21 protein-coding genes are annotated in these 24,879 nt (G+C 71.1%); 13 read left to right on the forward strand and 8 right to left on the reverse strand.

The window, feature by feature from the left end; genetic code table 11:
• Positions 1-4: 4 nt before the first annotated feature.
• A complete protein-coding gene (meaB, locus tag ACIBAG_RS40945) occupies positions 5-961 on the reverse strand; it encodes a methylmalonyl Co-A mutase-associated GTPase MeaB (protein ID WP_399112606.1) in 957 nt (318 codons plus the stop codon).
• Positions 962-1,004: 43 nt separating this feature from the next.
• The gene (locus tag ACIBAG_RS40950) at positions 1,005-2,207 is read right to left on the reverse strand and encodes an acetyl-CoA C-acetyltransferase (protein WP_399112608.1); all 1,203 of its coding nucleotides are present in this window, start codon (positions 2,205-2,207) and stop codon (positions 1,005-1,007) included.
• Positions 2,208-2,356: 149 nt separating this feature from the next.
• Here ACIBAG_RS40950 and mce point away from each other — a divergent pair, with 149 nt between their 5' ends.
• The 7 genes from mce to ACIBAG_RS40985 all read left to right on the forward strand — a co-directional run bounded on the left by mce (position 2,357) and on the right by ACIBAG_RS40985 (position 12,125).
• Complete coding sequence (mce, locus tag ACIBAG_RS40955; protein ID WP_003997837.1) at positions 2,357-2,797, forward strand: methylmalonyl-CoA epimerase; 441 nt, start codon at positions 2,357-2,359, stop codon at positions 2,795-2,797.
• A 233-nt stretch (positions 2,798-3,030) separates the two neighbouring features.
• Entirely contained in the window at positions 3,031-6,879 is a 3,849-nt protein-coding gene (scy, locus tag ACIBAG_RS40960) for a polarized growth protein Scy (RefSeq protein WP_399112609.1), read from the forward strand.
• A gap of 183 nt (positions 6,880-7,062) precedes the next feature.
• Positions 7,063-7,998: a hypothetical protein gene (locus ACIBAG_RS40965; protein ID WP_003997840.1), complete on the forward strand. Its 936-nt coding sequence runs from the start codon at positions 7,063-7,065 to the stop codon at positions 7,996-7,998.
• Positions 7,999-8,084: 86 nt separating this feature from the next.
• Positions 8,085-9,041, forward strand: a complete 957-nt coding sequence (locus tag ACIBAG_RS40970) for an ABC transporter ATP-binding protein (RefSeq protein WP_399112610.1) — start codon at positions 8,085-8,087, stop codon at positions 9,039-9,041.
• Between the two features lie 2 nt (positions 9,042-9,043).
• Complete coding sequence (locus ACIBAG_RS40975) at positions 9,044-9,814, forward strand: ABC transporter permease (RefSeq protein ID WP_399112611.1); 771 nt, start codon at positions 9,044-9,046, stop codon at positions 9,812-9,814.
• Between the two features lie 128 nt (positions 9,815-9,942).
• Positions 9,943-11,259, forward strand: coding sequence for an ATP-binding cassette domain-containing protein (locus ACIBAG_RS40980; protein ID WP_399112613.1), 1,317 nt, complete (start codon positions 9,943-9,945; stop codon positions 11,257-11,259).
• Entirely contained in the window at positions 11,256-12,125 is an 870-nt protein-coding gene (locus ACIBAG_RS40985; protein WP_399112615.1) for an ABC transporter permease subunit, read from the forward strand. The genes ACIBAG_RS40980 and ACIBAG_RS40985 overlap by 4 nt, the downstream gene beginning before the upstream one ends.
• A gap of 24 nt (positions 12,126-12,149) precedes the next feature.
• Here ACIBAG_RS40985 and ACIBAG_RS40990 read toward each other — a convergent pair whose 3' ends face one another.
• Positions 12,150-12,491, reverse strand: coding sequence for an ATP/GTP-binding protein (locus ACIBAG_RS40990; RefSeq protein WP_399112617.1), 342 nt, complete (start codon positions 12,489-12,491; stop codon positions 12,150-12,152).
• Positions 12,492-12,712: 221 nt separating this feature from the next.
• Here ACIBAG_RS40990 and ACIBAG_RS40995 point away from each other — a divergent pair, with 221 nt between their 5' ends.
• Positions 12,713-13,741: an LLM class flavin-dependent oxidoreductase gene (locus ACIBAG_RS40995; protein WP_399112618.1), complete on the forward strand. Its 1,029-nt coding sequence runs from the start codon at positions 12,713-12,715 to the stop codon at positions 13,739-13,741.
• Positions 13,742-13,863: 122 nt separating this feature from the next.
• On the opposite strand, the gene ACIBAG_RS41000 is transcribed toward ACIBAG_RS40995, so the two are convergent.
• On the reverse strand, positions 13,864-14,256 hold the full coding sequence (locus ACIBAG_RS41000; RefSeq protein ID WP_399112619.1) for an SCO5389 family protein: 393 nt from the start codon (positions 14,254-14,256) through the stop codon (positions 13,864-13,866).
• Between the two features lie 265 nt (positions 14,257-14,521).
• On the opposite strand from ACIBAG_RS41000, the gene nucS reads away from it, so the two are divergent.
• Positions 14,522-15,193 (forward strand): endonuclease NucS, encoded by a 672-nt coding sequence (gene nucS, locus ACIBAG_RS41005; RefSeq protein WP_399112620.1) that lies wholly within the window; start codon positions 14,522-14,524, stop codon positions 15,191-15,193.
• 109 nt (positions 15,194-15,302) lie between these two features.
• Here nucS and ACIBAG_RS41010 read toward each other — a convergent pair whose 3' ends face one another.
• The 3 genes from ACIBAG_RS41010 to ACIBAG_RS41020 form a co-directional block, all read right to left on the reverse strand.
• Complete coding sequence (locus ACIBAG_RS41010; protein ID WP_399112621.1) at positions 15,303-17,846, reverse strand: ATP-binding protein; 2,544 nt, start codon at positions 17,844-17,846, stop codon at positions 15,303-15,305.
• Positions 17,847-18,126: 280 nt separating this feature from the next.
• Positions 18,127-18,450 (reverse strand): STAS domain-containing protein, encoded by a 324-nt coding sequence (locus tag ACIBAG_RS41015; RefSeq protein ID WP_019760944.1) that lies wholly within the window; start codon positions 18,448-18,450, stop codon positions 18,127-18,129.
• A 216-nt stretch (positions 18,451-18,666) separates the two neighbouring features.
• Positions 18,667-19,515 (reverse strand): 3-hydroxyacyl-CoA dehydrogenase family protein, encoded by an 849-nt coding sequence (locus ACIBAG_RS41020; RefSeq protein WP_399112622.1) that lies wholly within the window; start codon positions 19,513-19,515, stop codon positions 18,667-18,669.
• A gap of 310 nt (positions 19,516-19,825) precedes the next feature.
• Between ACIBAG_RS41020 and ACIBAG_RS41025 the strand changes: the two genes are divergently transcribed.
• Positions 19,826-20,398: a cob(I)yrinic acid a,c-diamide adenosyltransferase gene (locus tag ACIBAG_RS41025; protein ID WP_399112624.1), complete on the forward strand. Its 573-nt coding sequence runs from the start codon at positions 19,826-19,828 to the stop codon at positions 20,396-20,398.
• Here ACIBAG_RS41025 and ACIBAG_RS41030 read toward each other — a convergent pair.
• Positions 20,331-20,933, reverse strand: a complete 603-nt coding sequence (locus tag ACIBAG_RS41030; RefSeq protein ID WP_399112626.1) for a hypothetical protein — start codon at positions 20,931-20,933, stop codon at positions 20,331-20,333. The two genes, ACIBAG_RS41025 and ACIBAG_RS41030, sit on opposite strands and share 68 nt — an antisense overlap.
• A gap of 152 nt (positions 20,934-21,085) precedes the next feature.
• Between ACIBAG_RS41030 and ACIBAG_RS41035 the strand changes: the two genes are divergently transcribed.
• The 3 genes from ACIBAG_RS41035 (at position 21,086) to ACIBAG_RS41045 (ending at position 24,875) form a co-directional block, all read left to right on the forward strand.
• Positions 21,086-22,267 carry a sensor histidine kinase gene (locus ACIBAG_RS41035; RefSeq protein ID WP_399112628.1) on the forward strand — a complete coding sequence of 394 codons (1,182 nt, stop codon included), beginning with the start codon at positions 21,086-21,088 and terminating at the stop codon, positions 22,265-22,267.
• A complete protein-coding gene (locus tag ACIBAG_RS41040) occupies positions 22,264-22,905 on the forward strand; it encodes a response regulator (RefSeq protein ID WP_399112630.1) in 642 nt (213 codons plus the stop codon). Before ACIBAG_RS41035 ends, ACIBAG_RS41040 begins: the two co-directional genes overlap by 4 nt.
• A 146-nt stretch (positions 22,906-23,051) precedes the next feature.
• Positions 23,052-24,875 (forward strand): glycosyl hydrolase family 18 protein, encoded by a 1,824-nt coding sequence (locus ACIBAG_RS41045; RefSeq protein WP_399112632.1) that lies wholly within the window; start codon positions 23,052-23,054, stop codon positions 24,873-24,875.
• Positions 24,876-24,879: the final 4 nt, after the last annotated feature.

Raw genomic sequence — 24,879 nt, forward strand, 5'->3', positions numbered from 1 at the left:
CAGCTCAGCTCTTCGTCAGCCCTGCCACCAACTCGTCCGCCGCCCGGTAGGGATCCAGCTCCCCGGCGACGATCCTCTCCGCCAGCGCCCCGAGCCTGCGGTCGCCGTGCAGGTCGGCGATCCGCTCGCGCAGGGCCGTGACGGCGATCGTCTCCACCTCGCGGGCCGCCCGCGCCCGGCGGCGTTCGGCCAGGACTCCGCGTTCCTCCATCCACGCGCGGTGCTTCTCCAGCGCTTCCAGCACCTCGTCGACGCCCTCCGCGCGCGCGGCGACCGTCTTGACGATCGGCGGGCGCCAGTCGCCCGGGCCCCGTGACTCGCCGAGCCCCAGCATGTGGTTCAGCTCGCGCGCGGTGGCGTCAGCGCCGTCGCGGTCGGCCTTGTTGACGACGTACACGTCGCCGATCTCCAGGATGCCGGCCTTCGCCGCCTGGATGCCGTCGCCCATCCCGGGGGCGAGGAGCACGACCGAGGTGTCGGCCTGGGAGGCGATCTCGACCTCCGACTGGCCGACGCCGACCGTCTCGACCAGGACCACGTCGCAGCCCGCCGCGTCCAGGACACGGATCGCCTGCGGGGCGGCCCAGGCGAGGCCGCCGAGGTGGCCGCGCGTGGCCATCGAGCGGATGTAGACGCCGGGGTCCGACGCGTGCTCGGACATCCTCACCCGGTCGCCGAGCAGGGCGCCGCCCGAGAACGGCGAGGACGGGTCGACGGCCAGGACGCCGACCCGCTTGCCCTGCTTGCGGTACGCGGTCACCAGGGCGGAGGTGGACGTCGACTTGCCGACGCCGGGCGAACCGGTGAGCCCCACGACGTACGCGTTGCCCGTCAGCGGGGCCAGCGCCGCCATCACCTCCCGCAACTGCGGGGACGCCCCCTCCACCAGCGAGATCAGCCGGGCCACCGCCCTCGGCCGGCCTTCCCTGGCCTGGGCCACCAGCGTGGAGACGTCCTGCATCACAGCTCCGTTCCGCAAATCACCTACAGCACGTACAGACGGTTCAGGCCTTGGGTACCCGCACGATCAGCGCGTCACCCTGCCCGCCGCCACCGCACAGCGCGGCCGCGCCCACCCCGCCGCCCCGGCGCTTCAGCTCCAGGGCCAGGTGCAGGACGAGGCGTGCGCCCGACATACCGATCGGGTGGCCCAGAGCGATGGCTCCGCCGTTGACGTTCACCTTTTCGGAGGACACCCCGAGGTCCTTCATTGACTGCACCGCGACGGCGGCGAAGGCCTCGTTGATCTCGATCAGGTCGAGGTCGGAGACCTCCAGGCCCTCCTTCTTCAGGGCGTGCAGGATGGCGTTGGAGGGCTGGGACTGCAGGCTGTTGTCCGGGCCCGCCACGTTGCCGTGGGCGCCGATCTCGGCGATCCAGTCCAGGCCGAGCTCCTGCGCCTTGGCCTTGCTCATGACGACGACCGCGGCCGCGCCGTCGGAGATCTGGGAGGACGAGCCCGCCGTGATCGTGCCGTCCTTGGAGAAGGCGGGGCGCAGCTTGCCCAGCGACTCCGCCGTGGTGTCGCCGCGGATGCCCTCGTCCTTGCTGAAGAGGATCGGGTCGCCCTTGCGCTGGGGGATCTCGACCGGGGTGATCTCGGCCTCGAAGATGGCGTTCTTCTGGGCGGCGGCGGCGCGCTGGTGGGACAGGGCGGCGATCTCGTCCTGCTCGGGGCGCAGGATGCCGAGGCGGGTGTTGTGCTTCTCCGTGGACTCGCCCATGGCGATGCCCTCGAAGGAGTCGGTCAGACCGTCGTGCGCCATGGCGTCGATCATCTGCACCGCGCCGTACTTGTAGCCCTCGCGGGACTTGGGCAGCAGGTGCGGTGCGTTCGTCATCGACTCCTGGCCGCCCGCCACGATCACGTCGAACTCGCCGGCCCGGATCAGCTGGTCCGCGAGCGCGATCGCGTCGAGGCCGGACAGGCACACCTTGTTGATGGTGAGCGCCGGCACGTTCATCGGGATGCCGGCCTTCACGGCCGCCTGGCGGGCGGGGATCTGGCCCGCGCCGGCCTGCAGCACCTGGCCCATGATCACGTACTGCACCTGGTCGCCGCCGATCCCCGCACGGTCGAGGGCGGCCTTGATCGCGAAGCCGCCGAGGTCGGCTCCGGAGAAGGACTTCAGCGAGCCCAGCAGCCGCCCCATCGGGGTGCGGGCACCCGCGACGATGACGGACGTCGTGCCGTTTCCAGAAGACATGAGGTGCGATCCCCTTCCAGCTTGGACAGCCGAGGAGTGAACGAGGGTTTACTTCGAATGTACTGAGTGGCACTCCGTGCCGTCACCGGCCCGTCAGTGTGATCGCGCGCACGTTGCGTAACCATCGCAGGAGCGCTCCACTGAATTCCATGCTGACGCGAATCGACCACATCGGGATCGCCTGTTTCGACCTCGACAAGACTGTCGAGTTCTACCGGGCCACATACGGCTTCGAGGTGTTCCACTCCGAGGTCAACGAGGAGCAGGGCGTCCGCGAGGCCATGCTCAAGATCAACGACACCTCCGACGGCGGTGCCTCCTACCTGCAGCTTCTCGAGCCGACGCGGCCGGACTCGACCGTCGCCAAGTGGCTCGACAAGAACGGCGAGGGCGTCCACCACATCGCTTTCGGTACGGCGGATGTGGACGGCGACGCCGCCGCCATCAAGGACAAGGGCGTACGCGTTCTGTACGAAGAGCCCCGGCGCGGCTCCATGGGGTCACGAATCACCTTCCTGCACCCGAAGGATTGCCATGGCGTACTGACAGAACTGGTCACATCGGCGCCTGTTGAGTCACCTGAGCACTGACCCTCGTACATATGGGCCGGTAGGGTTGGGGGCGGTCGCCGCTCACTCCAGGGTGACCCGGCCCCTCCGTCCTGACGGGGGGACCGTCCGGGGTCCGGGTTTCGGGGGACGAGGGTGGGGCAACAGCCCGTGCTCCGCCGTTGATCTGACACCATTCCCCGGGGGCCCCGTTCGGCGGATGGACGGTGCCCGTATGGAGAGACTTGCGACCAGGGGACGGATGGGACCGCGCAGTGCGGGGCTACGAACGCCAGGAGCGAGAGCCGGCGGCTGACGTCGACCACCTCTCTCGGTTCGAGGCCGAGATGGATCGGCTGAAGACCGAGCGGGAGAAGGCGATCCAGCACGCCGAGGACCTCGGCTACCAGGTCGAGGTGCTGCGCGCCAAGTTGCACGAGGCGCGGCGCACCATCATGTCCCGGCCCGACTTCGCCGGCGGCGACATCGGCTATCAGGCCGAGCAGTTGCTGCGCAACGCCCAGATCCAGGCGGACCAGCTGCGCCAGGACGCCGAGCGGGAGCTGAGCCAGGCCCGGGCGCAGACCCAGCGGATCCTCCAGGAGCACGCCGAGCAGGCGGCCCGGCTGCAGGCCGAGCTGCACCAGGAGGCGGTGACCCGCCGCCAGCAGCTCGACCAGGAGCTCGCCGAGCGCCGGCAGACCGTCGAGTCACACGTCAACGAGAACGTGGCCTGGGCGGAGCAGCTGCGTGCCCGCACCGAGCAGCAGGCCCGCCGTCTCCTGGACGAGTCGCGCACCGAGGCCGAGCAGGCCATGGCGGCCGCGCGGGCCGAGGCCGAGCGGCTCACCGGCGAGGCCCGCCAGCGTCTGACGAGCGCGGCCGAGGAGGCCCGCGCGGAGGCCGAGCAGATCCTGCGCCGCGCGCGCACCGACGCCGAGCGGCTGCTGAACGCCGCCTCCACGCAGGCCCAGGAGGCCACCGACCACGCCGAGCAGCTGCGCAGCTCCACCGCGACCGAGTCGGACGCCGCCCGCCGGCAGGCCACCGAGCTCAGCCGGGCCGCCGAGCAGCGCATGGCGGAGGCCGAGGAGGCGCTGCGCAAGGCGCAGTCCGAGGCGGAGAAGCTCGTCGCCGAGGCCAAGACGGCCGCCGAGAAGGCGCTCTCCAGCGCCGAGTCGGCCAACGAGCAGCGCATGCGTACGGCGAAGGAGCAGGTCGCCCGGCTGGTCAGCGAGGCCACCAAGGAGGCCGAGTCCACCAAGGCGGACGCCGAGCAGGTCGTCGCCGACGCGCGTGCCGAGGCCGAGAAGATCGTCGCCGAGGCCGCCGAGAAGGCCCGCACGATCACCGCCGAGGAGAGCGCTACCCAGCTGTCCAAGGCGGCCAAGACGGCCGAGGACGTCCTCAACAAGGCGCAGCAGGACGCCCAGAACACCACCAAGGCCGCGGCCGAGGAGGCCGAGCGGATCCGCCGGGAGGCCGAGGCCGAGGCGGACCGGCTGCGTGCCGAGGCGCACGACATCGCCGAGCAGCTCAAGGGCGCGGCGAAGGACGACACCAAGGAGTACCGCGCCAAGACGGTCGAGCTGCAGGAGGAGGCCCGCCGGCTGCGCGGCGAGGCCGAGCAGCTGCGCTCCGAGGCGGTCGCCGAGGGCGAGAAGATCCGCGCGGAGGCCCGCAAGGAGGCCGTCCAGCAGATCGAGGAGGCGGCCAAGACCGCCGAGGAACTGCTGGCGAAGGCCAAGCAGGACGCGGACGAGCTGCGCCAAAAGGCCACGACGGACAGCGAGAAGGTCCGCACCGAGGCCATCGAGCGGGCGACGACGCTGCGCCGCCAGGCCGAGGAGACCCTCCAGCGCACCCGCCAGGAGGCCGAGCGGCACCGCGACGAGGTCGTCGAGCAGGCCGAGGGCATCAAGGCCGACGCCGAGCGCGCCGCCCAGGAACTGCGCGAGGAGACCGAGCGCGCCGTCGAGGCCCGCCGCGCGGAGGCCGCCGAGGAGCTGACCCGGCTGCACACCGACGCGGAGCAGCGGCTCGCGGCGGCCGAGCAGGCGCTGACCGATGCCCGCGAGGAGGCCGCCCGCATCCGGCGCGAGGCCGCCGAGGAGACCGACCGGCTGCGCAGCGAGGCCGCCGAGCGGATCCGCACGCTGCAGCAGCAGGCCGAGGACGAGGCCGACCGGCTGCGCAACGAGGCCGCGTCGGACGCGTCCGCGTCCCGTGCCGAGGGCGAGGCCGTCGCCGTACGCCTCAGGTCGGAGGCCGCGGCCGAGGCCGAGCGGCTGAAGACGGAGGCGCAGGACACCGCCGACCGGGTACGGGCCGAGGCGCAGGCCGCCGCCGAGCGGCTGGCCACGGAGGCGTCCGAGACGCTGGCCGCCGCCCAGGAGGAGGCCGCCCGGCGCCGCCGCGAGGCCGAGGAGACCCTCGGCTCCGCCCGGCAGGAGGCCGACCAGGAGCGCGAGCGGGCCCGGGAGCAGAGCGAGGAGCTGCTGGCGGTCGCCCGGAGCCGGGTGGAGGAGGCGCAGGCCGAGGCCGTGCGCCTCGTCGAGGAGGCCGACCGGCGCGCCACCGAGATGGTGTCGGCGGCGGAGCAGCACGCCCAGCAGGTCCGCGACTCCGTGTCGGGGCTGCACGAGCAGGCCCAGGAGGAGATCGCCGGGCTGCGCAGTGCCGCCGAGCACGCGGCGGACCGTACCCGCCGCGAGGCCCAGGAGGAGGCGGACCGGGTCCGTTCCGATGCCTACGCCGAGCGGGAGCGGGCCAGCGAGGACGCGAGCCGTATCCGGCGCGAGGCGAACGAGGAGTCAGCGGCCGCGAAGGCCCTCGCAGAGCGCACGGTCGGGGAGGCCATCGCCGAGGCGGAGCGGCTGCGTTCGGACGCCGCCGAGCACGCCCAGCGGGTGCGTACGGAGGCGTCGAACGCCATCGCCGAGGCCGAGCAGGCCGCCTCGCGCACCCGGGCGGACGCCCGCGAGGACGCCAACCGGATCCGCTCGGACGCGGCGACGCAGGCCGACACCCTCATCACCGAGGCCCGTTCGGAGGCGGAGCGGCTGCAGTCGGAGACGGTCGCGGAGGCCGACCGGGTGCGCACCGACGCGCTCGCCAAGGCCGAGAAGCTGGTCGGGGACGCCACCTCGGACGCCGAGCGGCTGCGCGCCGAGGCCGCGGAGACGGTCGGGTCGGCGCAAGCGCACGCCGAGCGGATCCGCAGCGAGTCCGAGCGCGTCAAGGCCGAGGCTGCCGCGGAGGCCGAGCGGCTGGTCAACGCGGCCCGCGAGGAGGCCGAGCGCACCCTCGACGAGGCCCGCAAGGACGCCAACAAGCGGCGCCAGGACGTGGCCGAGCAGGTCGACAAGCTCATCACCGAGACCACGGCCGAGGCCGACAAGCTGCTCACCGAGGCGCAGGCGCAGGCGCTCAAGACGACCGCGGACGCCGAGGCCCAGGCCGACACCATGGTGGGCGCGGCCCGCAAGGAGGCCGACCGGCTGGTCTCCGAGGCGACAGTCGAGGGCAACTCGCTGGTGGAGAAGGCCCGTACGGACGCGGACGAGCTGCTCGTCGGTGCCCGCCGGGACGCCACCGCGATCCGGGAGCGCGCGGAGGAGCACCGCGACCGGGTCACGGGCGAGGTCGAGGAGCTGCACGAGCGGGCCCGCCGGGAGATCGCCGAGACGATGAAGTCGACCGGCGACCGCTGCGACGCGCTCATCAAGGCCGCCGAGGAGCAGATGGCCAAGGCGCAGGCCAAGGCCAAGGAGCTGGTGTCGGAGGCCAACTCCGAGGCCGGCAAGGTCCGTATCGCCGCCGTCAAGAAGGCCGAGGGTCTGCTGAAGGAGGCCGAGCAGAAGCGGTCCACGCTGATCAAGGAGGCCGAGGAGCTCAAGGCCGAGGCGATCCGCGAGGCCAAGCGCACGGTCGAGGAGGGCAAGCGCGAGCTGGAGGTCCTGGTCCGGCGCCGCGAGGACATCAACGCCGAGATCTCCCGGGTCCAGGACGTCCTGGAGGCGCTGGAGTCGTTCGAGGCGCCGTCCGCGGGCAAGGACGGCGGGGTCAAGGCCGGTGCGACGGTGGGCGCCCCCCGTTCGGGTGGCAAGTCGCCGGACAGCTAGCCAAGAGACCGGCCTCCGGTGTTTTCTGGGGCCTTTGACCAGATCTTTGGCAAGCAGTCCTGGGTTTAGCCACCCAAAAGGGGTGTCATTCTCCAGATCAAACACGCATCCGCTCGATGACACACCGCTTCGGCCCCTAGGATTCCACCTATCACCTCACCGGTCTCATTTGACAGGAACCCCATGAGCGACACTTCCCCCTACGGCTTCGAGCTTGTGCGGCGTGGGTACGACCGCGCTCAGGTGGACGAACGCATCTCCAAGCTCGTCTCCGACCGCGACAGCGCTCTGGCCCGTATCACCGCCCTGGAAAAGCGCATCGAGGAGCTCCACCTCGAGACGCAGAACGCCCAGGCCGCCGTCACCGACGCCGAGCCGTCGTACGCGGGTCTCGGCGCGCGCGTCGAGAAGATCCTCCGCCTCGCCGAGGAAGAGGCCAAGGATCTGCGCGAGGAGGCGCGTCGCGCCGCCGAGCAGCACCGCGAGCTCGCCGAGTCGGCGGCCCAGCAGGTCCGCAACGACGCAGAATCGTTCGCTGCGGAGCGCAAGGCCAAGGCCGAGGACGAGGGCGTCCGCATCGTCGAGAAGGCCAAGAGTGACGCCTCCCAGCTGCGCGCCGAGGCGCAGAAGGACGCGCAGTCCAAGCGCGAGGAGGCCGACGCCCTCTTCGAGGAGACCCGCGCCAAGGCCGCGCAGGCCGCCGCCGACTTCGAGACGAACCTCGCCAAGCGCCGCGAGCAGTCCGAGCGCGACCTGGCGTCCCGTCAGGCCAAGGCCGAGAAGCGCCTCGCCGAGATCGAGCACCGCGCGGAGCAGCTGCGCCTGGAGGCCGAGAAGCTGCGCACCGACGCCGAGCGCCGGGCCCGCCAGACGGTGGAGACGGCCCAGCGTCAGGCCGAGGACATCGTGGCCGACGCCAACGCCAAGGCCGACCGGATCCGTTCGGAATCCGAGCGTGAGCTCGCGGCTCTCACCAACCGCCGCGACAGCATCAACGCCCAGCTGACGAACGTCCGCGAGATGCTGGCGACCCTCACGGGCGCCGCGGTGGCCGCCGCCGGCACCCCGGCCGAGGACGAGCCGATCTCCCGTGGGGTTCCGGCCCAGCAGACCCGGTAACGATCCGGCGCACGTCTGCTGAATTTTGGCAAAGCCCTCTGCCACTGGGGTGGCAGAGGGCTTTGTCCCGTTTTAGCGTGGGCGGCATGATCGAGCTCGAGGGGCTGACCAAGCGGTACGGCGAGAAGGTGGCGGTCAACAACCTGTCCTTCACCGTCAGACCAGGCATGGTCACGGGCTTCCTCGGCCCCAACGGCGCCGGGAAGTCCACGACGATGCGGATGATCCTCGGCCTCGACCACCCCAGCGCCGGTGACGTCCGTATCGACGGCAAGCACTACGACCAGCTCAAGGACCCGCTGACGTACATCGGCGCCCTGCTGGAGGCCAAGGCCTGGCACGGCGGGCGCAGCGCCTACAACCATCTGCTGTGTCTCGCGCAGAGCAACGGCATTCCGAAGCGCCGGGTGCGCGAGGTGCTGGAGACGGTGGGGCTCACGGCGGTCGCGCGCAAGAAGACCAAGGGCTTCTCGATGGGCATGGGCCAGCGGCTCGGCATCGCGGGCGCCCTGCTCGGCGATCCGCGGATCCTGATGTTCGACGAGCCGGTCAACGGGCTCGACCCCGAGGGCATCCACTGGATCCGCAACCTGATGAAATCCCTTGCCGCCGAGGGCCGTACGGTCTTCGTCTCCTCGCACCTGATGAGCGAGATGGCGCTGACCGCCGACCACCTCGTCGTCATCGGACAGGGCCGGCTGCTCGCCGACACGACCATGGCCGACTTCATCGAGCGCAACTCCAAGTCGTACGTCCGGATCCGCACCCCGCAGCGGGAGCGGCTGCTCGATGTGCTGCACACGGCCGGGATCACGGCGGTGGAGACGGGCAACGGCTCGCTGGAGGTCGACGGCGGCAAGGCGGAGCAGATCGGGGAACTGGCGGCGCGGCATGGGGTGGTGCTGCACGAGCTGAGCCCGCAACAGGCCTCGCTGGAGGAAGCGTTCATGCAGCTGACCGCGGAGTCGGTGGAGTACCACGCGCACGCGCAGGGGGCGCCGCCCGGGCAGCAGGCGTGGGGCGCGGACTGGAGGAGGAGCTGAGCATGGCAGCCACCCAGGTCATCCGCTCCGAATGGACCAAGATCCGGTCCGTCGCCTCCACCGTGTGGACACTTTCGCTCGCCGTGGTGATCACCATCGCGCTCGGCATGCTGATCTCGGGCCTGTCGGCGAACGAGTTCGACACCATGAGCGAGCGGGACCGGCTCTCCTTCGACCCGACGTTCATCAGCTTCGCCGGAATGAGCCTCGGTCAGCTCGCGATGATCGTGTTCGGGGTGCTCGTCGTGTCGAACGAGTACAGCACCGGCATGATCCGCACCTCGCTGGCCGCCGTACCGCAGCGTGCCACGTTTCTCTTCAGCAAGATCGCGGTGGCGACCGTCCTCTCCCTCGCGGTCGGTCTGGCCACCAGCTTCGTCACCTTCTTCCTCGGGCAGGCGATGCTCGGCGAGCACCGGGCGGAGATCGGCGACCCGGGCGTGCTGCGCGCGGTGATCGGCGGCGGGCTCTACATGACCCTGATCGCGATGTTCTCGATGGGCGTCGCCGCGATGCTGCGCTCACCGATGCTGTCGCTGGGCATCCTGATGCCGTTCTTCTTCCTGGTCTCCAACATCCTCGGCAACGTCTCGGCCACCGAGAAGATCGGCCGGTATCTGCCGGACCAGGCCGGCAGCAGAATCATGCAGGTGGTCACGCCTGTCGACGACGCCAAGCCGTACGGCCCCTGGGGCGGGCTCGGGATCATGGCGCTGTGGGTGATCGCGGCGATCGCGGGCGGGTACGTGACGCTCAAGAAGCGGGACGCCTAGAGTCTCCGGCCACCAGTGGTGCAAGGTTTTACTCGCTCTTGAGTGGAACCGTCAGCGCCTCGGTATCCTCCTAACCCTTACGGGGGGCGTGTGCCCCGCTGTCCTGAACCTTTCGATGGGTGCGGAGCATGATCGAGGCAGTCGGCCTGACCAAGCGCTACGGCGACAAGACCGCTGTGTACAACCTGTCCTTCCAGGTGCGGCCCGGCGCCGTCACCGGCTTCCTGGGCCCCAACGGCTCGGGCAAGTCGACGACGATGCGGATGATCCTCGGCCTGGACAACCCGACCGCGGGGCGCGTGACGATCGGCGGCTACCCCTACCGCAAGCTGCCCAACGCCCCCCGCCAGGTCGGCGCCCTGCTGGACGCCAAGGCGGTGCACGGCGGCCGCGCGGCCCGCAACCATCTGCTGTGCCTCGCCCAGCTGTCCGGCATCCCGGCCCGCCGGGTGGACGAGGTGCTGGGTGTGGTCGGCCTGCAGGACGTGGCCAGGAAGCGCTCCAAGGGCTTCTCGCTCGGCATGGGCCAGCGCCTCGGCATCGCCGCCGCGCTGCTCGGCGACCCTCAGGTGCTGCTGTTCGACGAGCCGGTCAACGGCCTCGACCCCGAGGGCATCCTCTGGGTGCGCAACCTCATGAAGTCGTTGGCGGCCGAGGGCCGTACCGTCTTCGTCTCCTCGCACCTCATGAGCGAGATGGCGCTGACCGCCGACCATCTGATCGTCATCGGGCGCGGGCAGCTGCTCGCCGACATGAGCGTCAGGGACTTCATCGCGGCGAACTCCGCCGGCTTCGCCCGGGTCCGCACCCCCGACACCGAGCCGCAGCTGCGCGAGAAGCTGGCCGGCGCGCTCACCGAGGCGGGCGGCCATGTGCTGCCCGAGCAGGACGGCGCGCTGCGGGTGACCGGGCTGGCGCTCCCCCGCATCAGCGACATCGCGCACGACACCGACGTACGGCTGTGGGAGCTGTCGCCGCACCAGGCCTCGCTGGAGGAGGCGTACATGCGGATGACGCAGGGCGCGGTCGACTACCGCTCCACGGTCGACCAGAAGGAAGGGCTCCAGCAGCAGCTGCCGCCGGGCGCGCAGCCGCCGATGCCGATCCCGGGTCAGGGCCAGCCCGGCTGGTACCCCCCGCCGCCGCCCCAGCAGGGCGGGCAGCCGTTCGCCCCGCCGCAGGGCGCGCCGGGCCAGGCGCCCGCCGGTCCCTACGGCGCTCCCACGGCGCCCGGTTCGGCCCCCGAGGCGGGCACGGCCAACCCCTACGCCCAGCAGGCGGCCCAGACACCGCCCAGCCAGGCTCCGGGACAGCCCGCCGTGCCGCAGGCCGCCGCCGTGCCCCCGCCGCAGCAGGCGCCCGGCCAGCCGCCCACGCCGGCCACCGAGCCGGCCGCCGCTCCCTCCGCCCCTGTCGCCCCGACCAAGCCCGAGGACGCCCGATGAGCACGCCCCAGCCCCCGATGCCGCAGACCGCCGCACCGAACTGGCAGGCGGCGCCCGGCTCGTCGTACCCCACCTACACCTCGCCGATCCCCGTCGTGCGTACGCACCTCGGGCACGCGCTCGCCTCGGAGTGGACGAAGATCCGGTCGGTGCGCTCCACGATGTGGACGCTCGGCGTGTTCGTACTCCTCGTCGTCGGCATCGGCCTGGCGGCCGCCGCGCTGGTCGCCGGCAACGCGCCGGACGAGGGCGTGCGCGGGCAGAACCCGCTGTCGTTCGGCTTTTTCGGGCTGCTGCTCGGCAGCATGTGCATCATCACGCTCGGCGTGCTGACCACGGCCTCGGAGTACGGCACCGGCATGATCCGCACCACGATGACCGCGTGCCCGAGCCGGCCCCGGGTGCTGGCGGCGAAGGCGATCGTGTTCTTCGCGGTCGCCTTCGTGGTGACGCTGGCGTCGGCCGTCCTGGTCGCCCTCGCGGACGTGGGCATGCTGGACGCGCGGGAGCCCACCGGCCAGGAGTGGCTGAAGGGTACGGTCGGCGTCTCGTTCTACATCGCGCTGCTCGGCCTGCTCTCGCTCGTCGTCGGCTCGATCATCCGGCACTCGGCGGGCGCCATCACCATCATGATCGGCGTGCTGCTGGCCCCGCTGGTCATCGCGATGTTCATGTTCTCGGAGTCGCTGCGGGACCTGCAGCAGGCCCTGCTCGAGTACTCGATCCCGAACCAGCTCAGCGTCTTCTACGAGCAGTCCCTCTCCGACTCCGGCCCGTCCGGCTGGGATCCGCTGTGGATCATGCTCGGTGTGACGGCGGCCGCGTTCGCCGGCGCCTACGCGCTGCTGGAGAGGCGGGACGTGTAGTCCGCCTTCAGAACCTCGGCGCGTTCAGAACCTCGGCGCGTTACGGGACCGCTGCACCCGCGTGGTGCGGCGGTCCTTCGCGTTCCAGCACGCCTTGTGCCAGTGGCGGCGGTCGTCGACGCCCGAGTGGTCCGGCCAGGCGACGACGTGCGGGACGCCGTCCGGGATCAGCTGGTCGCAGCCCGGGCAGCGGTACGCCTTGCCCTGCGCGCTCGCCCCTGCCACATGCCGTACGTTCCAGTCCTCGCCGCCCCAGCTCTCCGTGGACTGCCAGCCGCCGTAACGGCCGGAACGGTCGTCCTCGGCGCTGCGCCCGGACGAGGCAGCGCCCTTGGGGCCATGCGGTCGGTTGCGACGCGGGGACACGGAACACCTCACGGGGCTATACAGGATGCACGTCATGTCCAGCCTACGCGGCCCGGACAGGGGTAGCCGTACGGGACCAACCCCCACAAGTCCCTCACTCCGGCGATCCATTCTGCAGACAATCCGCAAATCTCTTCGTCAAGCCGTGTCCTAGGCACGTGTCAGAGGGTTATGCCGGGTGGGGGAGCTCCGCGTCGGAGCCAAGGAAGCAGGAAAAAGCAATGCGCGTAGGAAGTTTCGTGTTGGCGGCCCGGTTCCCGGGACAGGGCGACGGGGAGGCGCTGCACCGCGCGGTCCGCTCCGCCGAGGTCGCCGAGGAAGCGGGGCTCGACACCGTCTGGCTCGCCGAGCACCACTTCGTGCCGTACGGCACTTGTCCGTCCGCGATCACCCTGGCCGCGTTACTGCTCGGCCGCACCAGGCGGCTGCGGGTCGGCACGGCGGTCAGTGTGCTGCCCACCGCCCACCCGGTGGCCGTCGGCGAACAGGCCGCGCTGCTGCACATCACCTCCGGCGGGCGGTTCACGCTGGGCGTGGGGCGCGGCGGGCCGTGGGTCGATCTGGAGGTGTTCGGCCAGGGACTCAAGGCGTACGAGGAGGGCTTCCCGGAATCACTCGATCTGCTGCTGCGCTGGCTGCGCGAACCCTCGGTCGCGGCCGCCGGCGAGCGGTTCGGCTTCCGTGAAGTCCCCGTCGTGCCAAGGCCGTCGGAGTGCCTCACGGAGGCGGAGGGGCCCGAGGTCGTCGTCGCGTGTACGTCACCGAGGAGCGTGCGTCTCGCCGCCGAGCGCGGGCTGCCGATGCTGCTCGGGATGCACGTCGGCGACGAGGAGAAGGCCGAGATGGTCGCCCTGTGGCGGGAGTACGCCCGCGCGGCCGGGCGGCCGGCGGACGAGATCCATGGCGCGGCCCATGTGTCGGCCGGCGTCTGCCAGATCGCGGACCGCCGCACGGACGCGGTCGAGGCCCTCACCAAGGCGATGCCCGGCTGGCTGCGGCAGGGCCTGGAGGCCCATGTGACGGTGGACGGCCGCCATCGCGCGATGCGCGACCCGCTCGCCTACACCGAACTGCTCTGCGGGCTGCACCCGGTGGGCACCCCGCGCCTGTGCGCCGACCGCCTGGCGGCGACCAGCGAACGGACCGGCATCTCCCGCTTCGCCCTGCTCGTCGAGGGCTCGGGCGACCTGGCGGCGACCGAGGAGAACGTACGGCGACTGGGTGCCGAAGTACTGCCGCACCTCGGCTGAACCGCCTCGCCGAGGACGCACGGCCGCGTCACACCTGAACGCCCGGGCCGCCAGGAGGGCTTGCCGCCCCACTACTGAATGCACCTCCCGCGTAAGGAGCGGCAAGCAATCGGCTCACTGCGTCAGCAGTCCCGGAATTCCGGGGACTGGTTCAGCACCTGACTGCGGACCGAGGTGAAGCGGGCGAGCGACTCGTCGACCGAGCCGTCAAGCGGGAACACCGCCACCCGGTGGCAGTTCTGGAAGGCCAGTCGCACCCCGAAGTGCCGCTGCAGCGCGCCGCGTATCGCGTCACTCGCAAGCGCACGCAGCAGCTGGCCACGTGCCTGCTCGTCCGGCGGGGGCGTCTGGTTGTCGGCGAACGCACCGCCGTCGACCTTCAGCTGGGCCACCAGGGAGCTGATCATCTCCCATGCATAGGGCAGGGAGGTCCGGACGCAGTCGACGAAGGCGGCTTCGTCGACCTCGCCTCGCTCGGCCTGTTCGAGTAGGGCCGGTGAGACGTCGAGCGACATGGGTTCTCCTCTCGCACCCCCGCAGCAGCAGGGGTTGCCGGACAGATAGGGAAGTTCGCGATATCGGACACGCTGTGTACACGCCTCGCGACCTCCCGTTTAATACGGTAGGCAACGGACGGTGACGGCACCAGGAGATTGCGTACATGGACGGTCCCCGTTAGGCACACAATCGGCCAGAAATGAACAGGGGCAGTCCGGGGTCATACGGACTCCCCCAGGGCGAATCGCGTCCACTGCGGCCCGTCGAGTAGCGTTGCCGACCATGCGTCTCGTCATTGCCCGATGCTCCGTCGACTACGCGGGCCGGCTCACCGCCCATCTGCCCTCGGCGCCCCGTCTGATCCTGGTCAAGGCGGACGGCAGCGTCTCGATCCACGCGGACGACCGGGCCTACAAGCCCCTCAACTGGATGTCGCCGCCCTGCACCCTGAAGGAGGGCGAGGGCGAGCAGCAGGACGTCTGGACGGTCACCAACAAAGCGGGCGAGAAGCTGATCATCACGATGGAGGAGATCCTCCATGACTCCTCGCACGAACTGGGCGTGGATCCCGGCCTGATCAAGGACGGCGTGGAAGCGCACCTCCAGGAACTCCTCGCCGACCGCATCGAGACGCTGGGCGAGGGCTACACGCTCATCCGCCGCGAGTACATGACGGCGATCGGCCCGGTCGACATCCTGTGCCGCGACGCCGAGGGCCAGACGGTCGCGGTCGAGATCAAGCGCCGGGGCGAGATCGACGGCGTGGAGCAGCTCACCCGCTACCTGGAGCTGTTGAACCGGGATCCCCATCTCGCGCCGGTCCGCGGCATCTTCGCGGCCCAGGAGATCAAGCCGCAGGCCCGGGTGCTGGCGACGGACCGGGGGATCGGGTGCCAGGTTCTGGACTATGACGCGATGCGGGGGATCGAGGACGACAAGTTGCGGTTGTTCTGACCGACGGTTCTTGTCAGATCCTGACCGTTCCCAGCAGTTCTTGACAGTTCTACGACGGTGAGGGCCGGGTCCGCGTGACGGACCCGGCCCTCTTGTCCTGATCAGGGCGTCAGATTACGGCGTCCGGGCTGCTGCTCGTGGTGGCCGCGTCACTGGATGCCGGCGCGCTCGCCGAGCTCGTGGTCGCCGCCGGGCTGGACGGGGCCGGGCCGCTGGCCGAATCCGAGGTGGATGGTGTGGGCGTCGGAGTCGGAGTCGGCGTCGGTGTCGGGGTCGGCGTGGGAGTTGGCGTAGGTGTCGGGGTCGGGGTCGGCGTGGGAGTCGGCTTCGGCGACGAGGACGACGGCTTCGATGTCGGCTTCGTCGGAGAACTCGTCGCACCGCCGCCGGAACTGTTCGTACCGCTCGGATCGTCCGACGGCTCCGTAGGTCCGTCCGTCGGCGTCGGGTCGTCCGACGTCCCGTACGTACCGTCGGGGCCCGGATCCGTGGGCCGGCTCGTGGCCGTGCCGGTGTCGCCGGTGCCCTTGGCGTCGTCGCCCTCGGCCTTGTCCGCGCCCAGGCTGTCGTCGCCGGTGCCCTGGCTGGCGGAGGGGTTGACGCCGACCCGGTCGGCCGGGGCGTTCGGGTCGTTGTCGGAGGTCGCGCCCAGCGTCACCACCGTGCCGAGCACGGCAACGAGCAGCGCGCCCGCGCCGGCCGCGACGAGGTTGCGCTTGGCGAAGTTCCGGACTCCGCCACGGCCCTTGTGCGAGCCCGCCGGAGACGACGGGGCGGACGCCTGGTGTGTGACCAGCGTCGTGGTGTCCCCGGCCGGCGGGAACGCGGTCGGCACCCCGCCGGGCGGCGACTGCGACTCCTCGTACCGCGCGTCCGGCACCTCCTCGCCCGCCGTGGCGGCGAACGCGGCCGCTCCCGGTGTCGTACCGGAGCGGTCCGAGACCAGGGCGAGGGCGCGGCGGCCCGCGACCGTGCCGCGCTTGTCGGCGAGGGCGCCGCGCAGCCCGATGGCCGTCTCCAGCTCGGTGCGGGCCCGGTCCAGCCGGCCGCCGCAGAGCGCGAGGATGCCCAACTCGTGGTGGAAGTACGCCTGCTCGGAGACGTCACCGGCCAGGCGGGCGGCCTCGGCGCCGGCCCGCAGCGCCCGCTCCCAGGCGCTCCAGTGCAGCCCCGCGGCGAACGCGGGCGCGGCCGTGCGGGCCAGCTGCACGGCCGGGCTCTCCTCGTCCTCGGCGGGCGGCGTGGTCACGGGCACCAGTACGCCCAGCGCGGCGAGCACGGCGTCGGCCTCGGCGCAGACTCGCTCCGGCGTGACCGAGGGGTGCCCTGCCCACCAGGTGTAGTGCCGGGCGGCGGTGAGGGCCTTGTCCTGGACGTCCTCGGCGTATCCGGCGGCCTCCAGCTGGGCCTGCACCCCGGCCGCGAGGCGGTAGCGGGAGCCGACCGGGGAGACCAGCCCGCAGTCGGCCAGCTCGCCCAGCGCGGCGTCCGCGTGGGTGTCACCGACCAGCGCGGGCAGATGCGCCTGGTGCGGCACCTCACCGCCGAGCGCGACGGCGAACTTCAGGGTGGCGCGGGCCGAGGCGCTGAGCCGTGAGGCGAGCAGCGGTGCCGGTCCCGCCGCCTCGCCGAGCGAGGGAAGCGGCACCTCCTCGGCGCCGGGCTCGCCGCCGAACGGCGCGTCGAAGGGCGCGTCGACCGGCGGGGCGTCCTCGAAGACGCCGTACTCGTCGACGGCGTCCGCGCCGGCCCGCAGCCGGTCCCGCTGCCGCAGCAGTGCCCCGGCCTGGACGAACCGCAGCGGCAGGCCCTCCGACTCGAACCACAGGTCGCCGGCCCAGTTCAGCTCGTCCTCGGTGAGGACCCGGCCGACGCCGCGCTCCAGGAGCTCCACGCTCTCGGCACGACCGAGACCGCCGAGGACGACGTCCTCGATGCCGGCGTCGGCGGACGGCGCGGGCACGTCGGGCGTGGCACCGATGACGAACGCGCACTCGGGGGTCGCGTCCAGCAGCTCGTCCAGCGCGGCGCCGCCGAACTCGATGTCGTCCAGGACGACGACGGCGCCGATCTCCCGGACGAGGGTGAGCAGTTCGTCCCGGTCCGGGCGGTGCAGGGGCGCGCTGTAGACGGCGTGGAAGAGGTCGTACAGCAGGTCGTCGGGTGTGCGGTGGAAGCCGGTGAGGCGGACCACGCCGTCGGGGGCGAGGTCGGCGCAGTCGTCGGCGACGAGGTCGAGGAGGCTGGTGCGGCCGGCGCCCGGGGAGCCGACGAGGCGTACGGAGCGGCCGCGGGCGAGCATCCGTACCAGTTGCTCGCGCTCGTCCTGGCGGGCCGGCAGCGGGTGTGCCGGACGGGCCGGGCCGGGCGGGACGGGCGGTCTGGCGGCGCGGTCGGCCTCGGCACGGTCGGCCGGGGTCAGCTTCTCGGGCCGCGCGGGGCGCTCCGCCGGCGGGCAGGCCTCGATCTCGCTGCCGTCGACGGGGTTGACCGTGAGCAGGAAGTCGCCCGTGACCAGTTGCACGGTGCGGGCGAGTGCGGGCGAGTGCTGTCCGAAGTCGGATGTGAGGGAATCCCGGGGCGGGCGCTGGCGCGACGACTGGCCGCCGGCCTCGTGGCCGTACTCCTCGGGTCCCCGGTTGTTCGGGTCCATAGGTTCAAGCCCCCCAAAAGCGTCGTGTGCTGTAGGCCCTGTCTCCGGTGACAGGCCCGGGCCCCTCCCGGCCTTTGCACACCGCGCTGTCGCTTCTGGTCCGGGCCCGCTCGAAGGGGTTTGTCTACTCGGCGGGCAGCCGAACCCTAAACCTTCGCACAGTATCTACGACAGATCGGGGTACCGCGCCGTCCGAGACGTCACAGTCTCATGAGGATTGTGCATGAGGTGCGCTTCGCAACCGGAACGCCCTACTGTCCCGTCCCACCCGTGCCGGGCGTCACACCCGGGGCAGTGACTCCACCCCGATGCCGCCCTCGATCGCCAGGATCCGGTGCAGCCGGGTGGCCACCAGCAGGCGCTGCATCTGCGGCGGCACGCCGCGCAGCACCAGGCGCCGGCCGCAGCGGCCGGCCCTCCGGTGGGCCCCCATGATCACCCCGAGTCCGGTGGCGTCCCAGAACTCCAGCTCGGACAGGTCGAGCACCAGGTCGCCGACTCCGTCGTCGACGGCCGAGTGCAGGACCGTACGGGCGTCCGCCGCGCTGCGGACGTCGAGGCGGCCCCCGACGACCAGCTCGGCGTGGTCGCCCCTGATGTGCATATGCGCTCCCCAAGCGTGCGTTCGTGCTCCGCGATGCGAGTCTGTGTCTGTGCCCGTGGTTGCCTGTGGCTGTGTTCGCTATGAGTCTTCGCTGTGGCCGGTGATGCAACCTCTGACTGCGTTGAGCGGCCTGAGGTTGCCGTCTGTAAGCGAACCGATACCGAATTCACCCCATCGCGTGATGCGCTCAGGGGATGTGCGGTGCTTTACGAATGCTCAGTAGCTGTAAAAGCCTTGCCCGCTCTTGCGACCGATGTCACCCGCGTCCACCATCCGGCGCATCAGCTCCGGCGGGGCGAACTTCTCGTCCTGGGACTCGGTGTAGATGTTGCTGGTGGCGTGCAGCAGGATGTCGACGCCGGTGAGGTCCGCCGTGGCCAGCGGGCCCATGGCGTGGCCGAAGCCCAGCTTGCAGGCGAGGTCGATGTCCTCGGCGGTCGCGACACCCGACTCGTAGAGCTTGGTGGCCTCGACGACGAGCGCCGAGATGAGCCGGGTGGTGACGAAGCCGGCGACGTCCCGGTTGACGACGATGCAGGTCTTGCCGACGGACTCGGCGAACTCCCGCGCGGTGGCGAGGGTTTCGTCGCTCGTCTTGTACCCGCGGACGAGTTCGACGAGCTGCATCATTGGCACCGGCGAGAAGAAGTGCACACCGACGACCCGCTCCGGGCGTTCGGTGGCCGCCGCGATCTTGGTGATCGGGATGGCGGAGGTGTTGGAGGCGAGCACGGTGTCCTCGCGCACGATCTTGTCGAGCGTGCGGAAGATCTCGTGCTTGACCTCGAGCTTCTCGAAGACGGCCTCGACGACGACGTCCGCGTCGGCGGCGGCGTCCAGGTCGGTGGTCGCGGTGATGCGGGCGAGCGCGGCATCGGCGTCGTGCGCCTCGAGCTTGCCCTTGCTGACGAACTTGTCGTACGAGGCCTTGATGCCGTCGGTGCCACGCTTGAGCGCCTCATCGGTGACGTCACGCAGGACCACGTCCCAGCCCGCCTGAGCGGAGACCTGGGCGATGCCGGAACCCATGAGTCCGGCCCCGATGACGGCGAGCTTCCGTGCCACTGACGACTCCCCTTTGAATCACGGCAGCATGACTGCGCGTGCGCTTACACGCTGTTTACGATTGCCTCTTCGGCGGACCTTAGCGTCCGTGAGGCACTGTGTGACCGGTTAGTAACGCGAGTCACGGTCTCACGGCGTGAGATGCCGGTCACGGCGCCCAGTCCCACGGCCAATGCCTTGCGCGTCCACGTGGATTGACGCCTCTTCCCACCAACGACACCCGCCCATCCGGGACACGGGTGCGGCACAAGAATGAACGTACGAAAGAAGGGGTGCCGGCGGTCCGGGAGGCAGCGTCTAGATTGGCCGTATGGTCAATCTGACGCGCATCTACACCAGGACCGGCGACCAGGGCACCACCGCCCTCGGCGACATGAGCCGGGTCGCCAAGACCGATCTGCGGATCTCCGCGTACGCGGACGCCAACGAGGCGAACGCGGTCCTCGGGACGGCGATCGCGCTGGGGAACCTGGACGCGGAGATCGTCAAGGTGCTCACCCGGGTGCAGAACGACCTGTTCGACGTGGGCGCGGACCTGTCGACGCCGGTGGTGGAGAACCCGGAGTTCCCGCCGCTGAGGGTGGAGCAGTTCTACATCGACAGGCTGGAGGCGGACTGCGACCGCTTCAACGAGCGGTTGGAGAAGCTGCGGTCCTTCATCCTGCCGGGCGGTACCCCGGGAGCGGCCCTGCTGCACCAGGCCTGCACGGTGGTACGCCGGGCCGAGCGCTCGACCTGGGCGGCACTGGAGGTCCACGGCGAGACGATGAACCCCCTGACGGCGACCTACCTCAACCGGCTATCGGACCTGCTGTTCATCCTTGCCCGGACGGCCAACGAGGGCGTCGGGGACGTGCTCTGGGTCCCGGGCGGGGAGCGCTGACACCGGGCTCCTTCTTCGGCCAGATCAGGTAGGCGAGGGCAACCAGGCCGTGGATGCCCGCTGCCCTGAGAGCCGCCCACTGGAAGGACCGCAGCGAGGAGACATCCCCGTCGTCGCCGATGTACCAGACCGCCCCCTGGAGCAGCGCGCACGCGACGGCCGCCGCCAGGACGGTACGGAGCCACAGCTGTCCCTCGTGCCGGGCACGCGGTATGCCGTAGCGGGGCGGCCCGACCGGCTTGGGCGCCCCGGCCAGGCGGTGGGCGGCGTGCCCGTCCAGCCAACGGATCGTGTAGTGGCCGTACGCCACGGTGTAGCCGATGTACAACGCCGCCAGCCCGTGCTCCCAGCCGGGCTCCGCGCCGTTCCTCAGGTCGATCGCCGTGGCGACGAACAGGACCAGTTCCAGCACCGGCTCGCACAGCAGCAGCACCACGCTCGTCCGGCGCCACTTCAGCAGGTAGCGGACGGCTAGGCCCAGTGCCAGCAGCACCCAGAAGCCGACCTCGCAGGCGATGATGAGGGCGACGATCACGACTTGCTCCCTTCGGTCACCTCTCCAGGCTCCCGTCGGGACCCGCCGCTCTCGTCGTCGGCGATGACGAACTCGCCGTACATCGAAAGATGCAGTACGGGACCCTTCCCCGGCATCAGGCGCCGGTCGCGCACACCGTGTTGGATGGAGTCATGCCCCTGCCCCGCCCCCACCGCTTCGACGTGTACGTCGCCCTCGGCGGGCTGCTCGGCGGCCTGCTGCTGGTGGGCATCGGCCTGGGCACGCGGCCCGCCAAGGACCCGATCACGCTCTTCGACGGCCCCTGGCCGATCCTGGTGCCGCTCACCGTGCTGGCCGGCTGCGAGCTGCTGCGCCGGACGGCCCCCCGCACGGCCCTGCTGATCGCCACGCCCGCGGTCTGTGCGGACGTCGTGACCCAGGGCAGCCTGGCCACCGTCCTGATGTTCACCGACATCGTCTATGCGGCCGTGCTGTACGGCCCGCTCGCCTCGGCCCGCCGTATCCAGTGGATCACCGGTCTGCTCACGGTGGCCGGGACGCTGGTGCCGTTCGCGGTGTGGCGCGTCTCGGAGGCGCTGCTGATCGGCGTGGTCGTCGGCATCGTGGCGTACGCCCCCGCCGCCACCGGCTGGATCGTGCGCAACCACCGTGACGCCGCCGAGGCCGCCCGCCTGCTCGCGGAACAGACCGCCCTGCTCGCCGAGAAGGGCCGGGCCCAGGCCGTCGCCGCCGAACGTTCCCGGATGGCCCGGGAGTTGCACGACATGGTCGCCAACCATCTCTCGGCGATCGCCATCCACTCCACGGCCGCGCTCTCGATCGACGAGCCGGCGACCTCCCGCGAGGCCCTCTCCGTCATCCGGCAGAACAGCGTCGAGGGGCTCGCCGAGATGCGCCGGCTGATCGGCATCCTGCGCGACGGCGGCGGTGACCACGAGCCCTCCGCCGTCCCCACCCTCGACGGCCTCACCGTCCTGGTCGAGGGTGCCCGCGCCAACGGACTCGACGTCAGCCTCGACACCGGGTACGACGGCGGCGCCCCCGCCCCGGTGGAGCTCGCCGCCTACCGGATCGTGCAGGAGTCGCTGACCAACGCCCTCAAGCACGCCTGCCCCGGCCGCGTCACGGTGCGGCTGGCCCGGCGGGACGGTTCGCTGACCGTGGCGGTGAGCAGTCCGTACGGCGACCGGGACGTGCCCCGTGCTCCCGGCTCGGGCTCCGGGCTGATCGGGATGCGGGAGCGGGCGGCGCTGCTGGGCGGCACGTTCGAGGCGGGGCCGGACGGGGATCACTGGACCGTACGCGCGTCCCTGCCCCTTGCCGAGACCCAGGAAGAAGGAGCGACCGCATGATCCGCGTCCTCGTCGCCGAGGACCAGTCCGCCGTTCGTGCCGGACTCGTCCTCATCCTGCGCAGCGCGCCCGACATCGAGGTGGTCGGCGAGGCCGCGGACGGCGAACAGGCGGTGGAACTGGCTCGGGAGCTCAGGCCGGACCTGGTCCTGATGGACGTTCAGATGCCACGCCTGGACGGTGTGTCCGCCACCCGGCGGGTCGTCGAGGAGCGGCTCGCGGATGTGCTCGTGCTGACCACGTTCGACCTCGACGAGTATGTGTTCGGGGCGCTGCGGGCCGGCGCGTCCGGGTTCCTGCTGAAGAACACCGAGGCCCGCGACCTGTTGGAGGCGGTCCGGACGGTGGCGCGCGGGGAGGGCCTGATCGCCCCGGCCGTCACCCGGCGCCTGATCGCCGAGTTCGCCGCGAAGCCCGTCCGGGAGTCGACGGCCGACCCGTCCGTCCTGGACTCCCTCACGCGCCGCGAGCGCGAGGTGCTGGCCTGCCTCGGACAGGGCCTGTCCAACGCCGACATCGCGACCCGGCTCGACATGGCCGAGGCGACGGTCAAGACGCACGTCAGCCGGCTGCTGGGGAAGCTGGAACTGCGCAGCCGGGTCCAAGCGGCCGTACTGGCGCAGGAGTTGGGGATCTAGCGGAGCCGGAAATCGGCCCCTCGCGGACCGAGAGGCTACTGGTCCAGACCTATTGACCTGTGGTCCAGACCTTTCTATCCTCACCGCACCATGAGTGGGCGTGAGGCTCAGTCATGCCCCACAACTCCCCAACAAGGAGGCGCGACATGCGCTTCAGACACAGAGCCGCGGCAGGGTTCGCGACACTGTTGCTCCCCCTGGCCGGTCTCGTCGGCCTCGCGAGCCCCGCCGAGGCCGCGACGTCCGCCACCGCCACCTACGCCAAGACCCAGGACTGGGGCTCCGGCTTCGAGGGCAAGTGGACCGTCAAGAACACCGGCGACACCACCATCAGCTCCTGGACCGTCGAGTGGGACTTCCCCTCCGGCACCTCCGTCACCTCCGCCTGGGACGCCGACGTCACCTCCTCCGGCACCCACTGGACCGCCAGGAACAAGTCCTGGAACGGCTCCCTCGCCCCCGGCGCCTCCGTCACCTTCGGCTTCAACGGCACCGGCTCCGGCGCCCCGGCCAACTGCAAGCTGAACGGCGGCAGCTGCGACGGCGGCAGCGTCCCGGGCGACACCCCACCGTCCGCCCCGGGCACCCCCACCGCCTCCGACATCACCAACACCTCGGTGAAGCTCAGCTGGTCCGCCGCCACCGACGACAAGGGCGTCAAGAACTACGACGTCCTGCGTGACGGCGCCAAGGTCGCGACCGTGACGACCACCTCGTACACGGACTCCGGCCTGACCGCCGGCACCGACTACTCCTACACCGTCCAGGCCCGCGACACCGCCGACCAGACCGGCCCGGTCAGCGGCGCCCGCGCGGTGCGCACCACCGGCGGCACCACCGAGCCGCCCCCCACCGGCAACAAGGTCAAGCTCGGCTACTTCACCGAGTGGGGCGTCTACGGCCGCAACTACCACGTCAAGAACCTGGTGACCTCCGGTTCCGCCTCGAAGATCACGCACATCAACTACGCGTTCGGCAACGTCAAGGACGGCAAGTGCGTCGTCGACGACACCTACGCCGCCTACGACAAGGCCTACACCGCCGACCAGTCCGTCAGCGGCACCGCCGACACCTGGGACCAGCCGCTGCGCGGCAACTTCAACCAGCTGCGCCAGCTGAAGGCGAAGTACCCGCACATCAAGGTGCTGTACTCCTTCGGCGGCTGGACCTACTCCGGCGGCTTCGGCCAGGCGGCGGCCAACGCGGCCGCGTTCGCCAAGTCCTGCAAGGCCGTGGTCGAGGACCCGCGCTGGGCCGACGTCTTCGACGGCATCGACATCGACTGGGAGTACCCGAACGCCTGCGGCCTGACCTGCGACACATCCGGTGCCGCGGCCTTCAAGAACCTCTCGCAGGCACTGCGTGCCGAGTTCGGCTCGAACTACCTGGTCACCGCGGCCATCACCGCCGACGCCTCGTCCGGCGGCAAGATCGACGCGGCCGACTACGGCGGCGCCGCCCAGTACCTCGACTGGTACAACGTGATGACGTACGACTACTTCGGCGCCTGGGACAAGACCGGCCCCACCGCCCCGCACTCGCCGCTCACGTCGTACACCGGCATCCCGAAGGAGGGCTTCAACTCCGCCGCCGCCATCGCCAAGCTCAAGGCCAAGGGCGTACCCGCGAGCAAGCTGCTGCTCGGTATCGGCTTCTACGGCCGCGGCTGGACCGGCGTCACCCAGTCCGCCCCCGGCGGCACCGCCACGGGTCCGGCGACCGGCACCTACGAGGCGGGCATCGAGGACTACAAGGTCCTCAAGAACTCCTGCCCGGCCACCGGCACCGTGGCCGGCACCGCGTACGCGCACTGCGGCAGCAACTGGTGGTCGTACGACACCCCGTCGACGATCGCCGGAAAGATGACCTGGGCCAAGAACCAGGGCCTGGGCGGCGCGTTCTTCTGGGAGTTCAGCGGCGACAGCAGCAACGGTGAACTGGTGACCGCCATCAACAACGGGCTCAACTGACCGG

Origin of the sequence: Streptomyces sp. NPDC051243, from assembly GCF_044455405.1 — a bacterium.
Classification (GTDB): Bacteria; Actinomycetota; Actinomycetes; order Streptomycetales; family Streptomycetaceae; genus Streptomyces.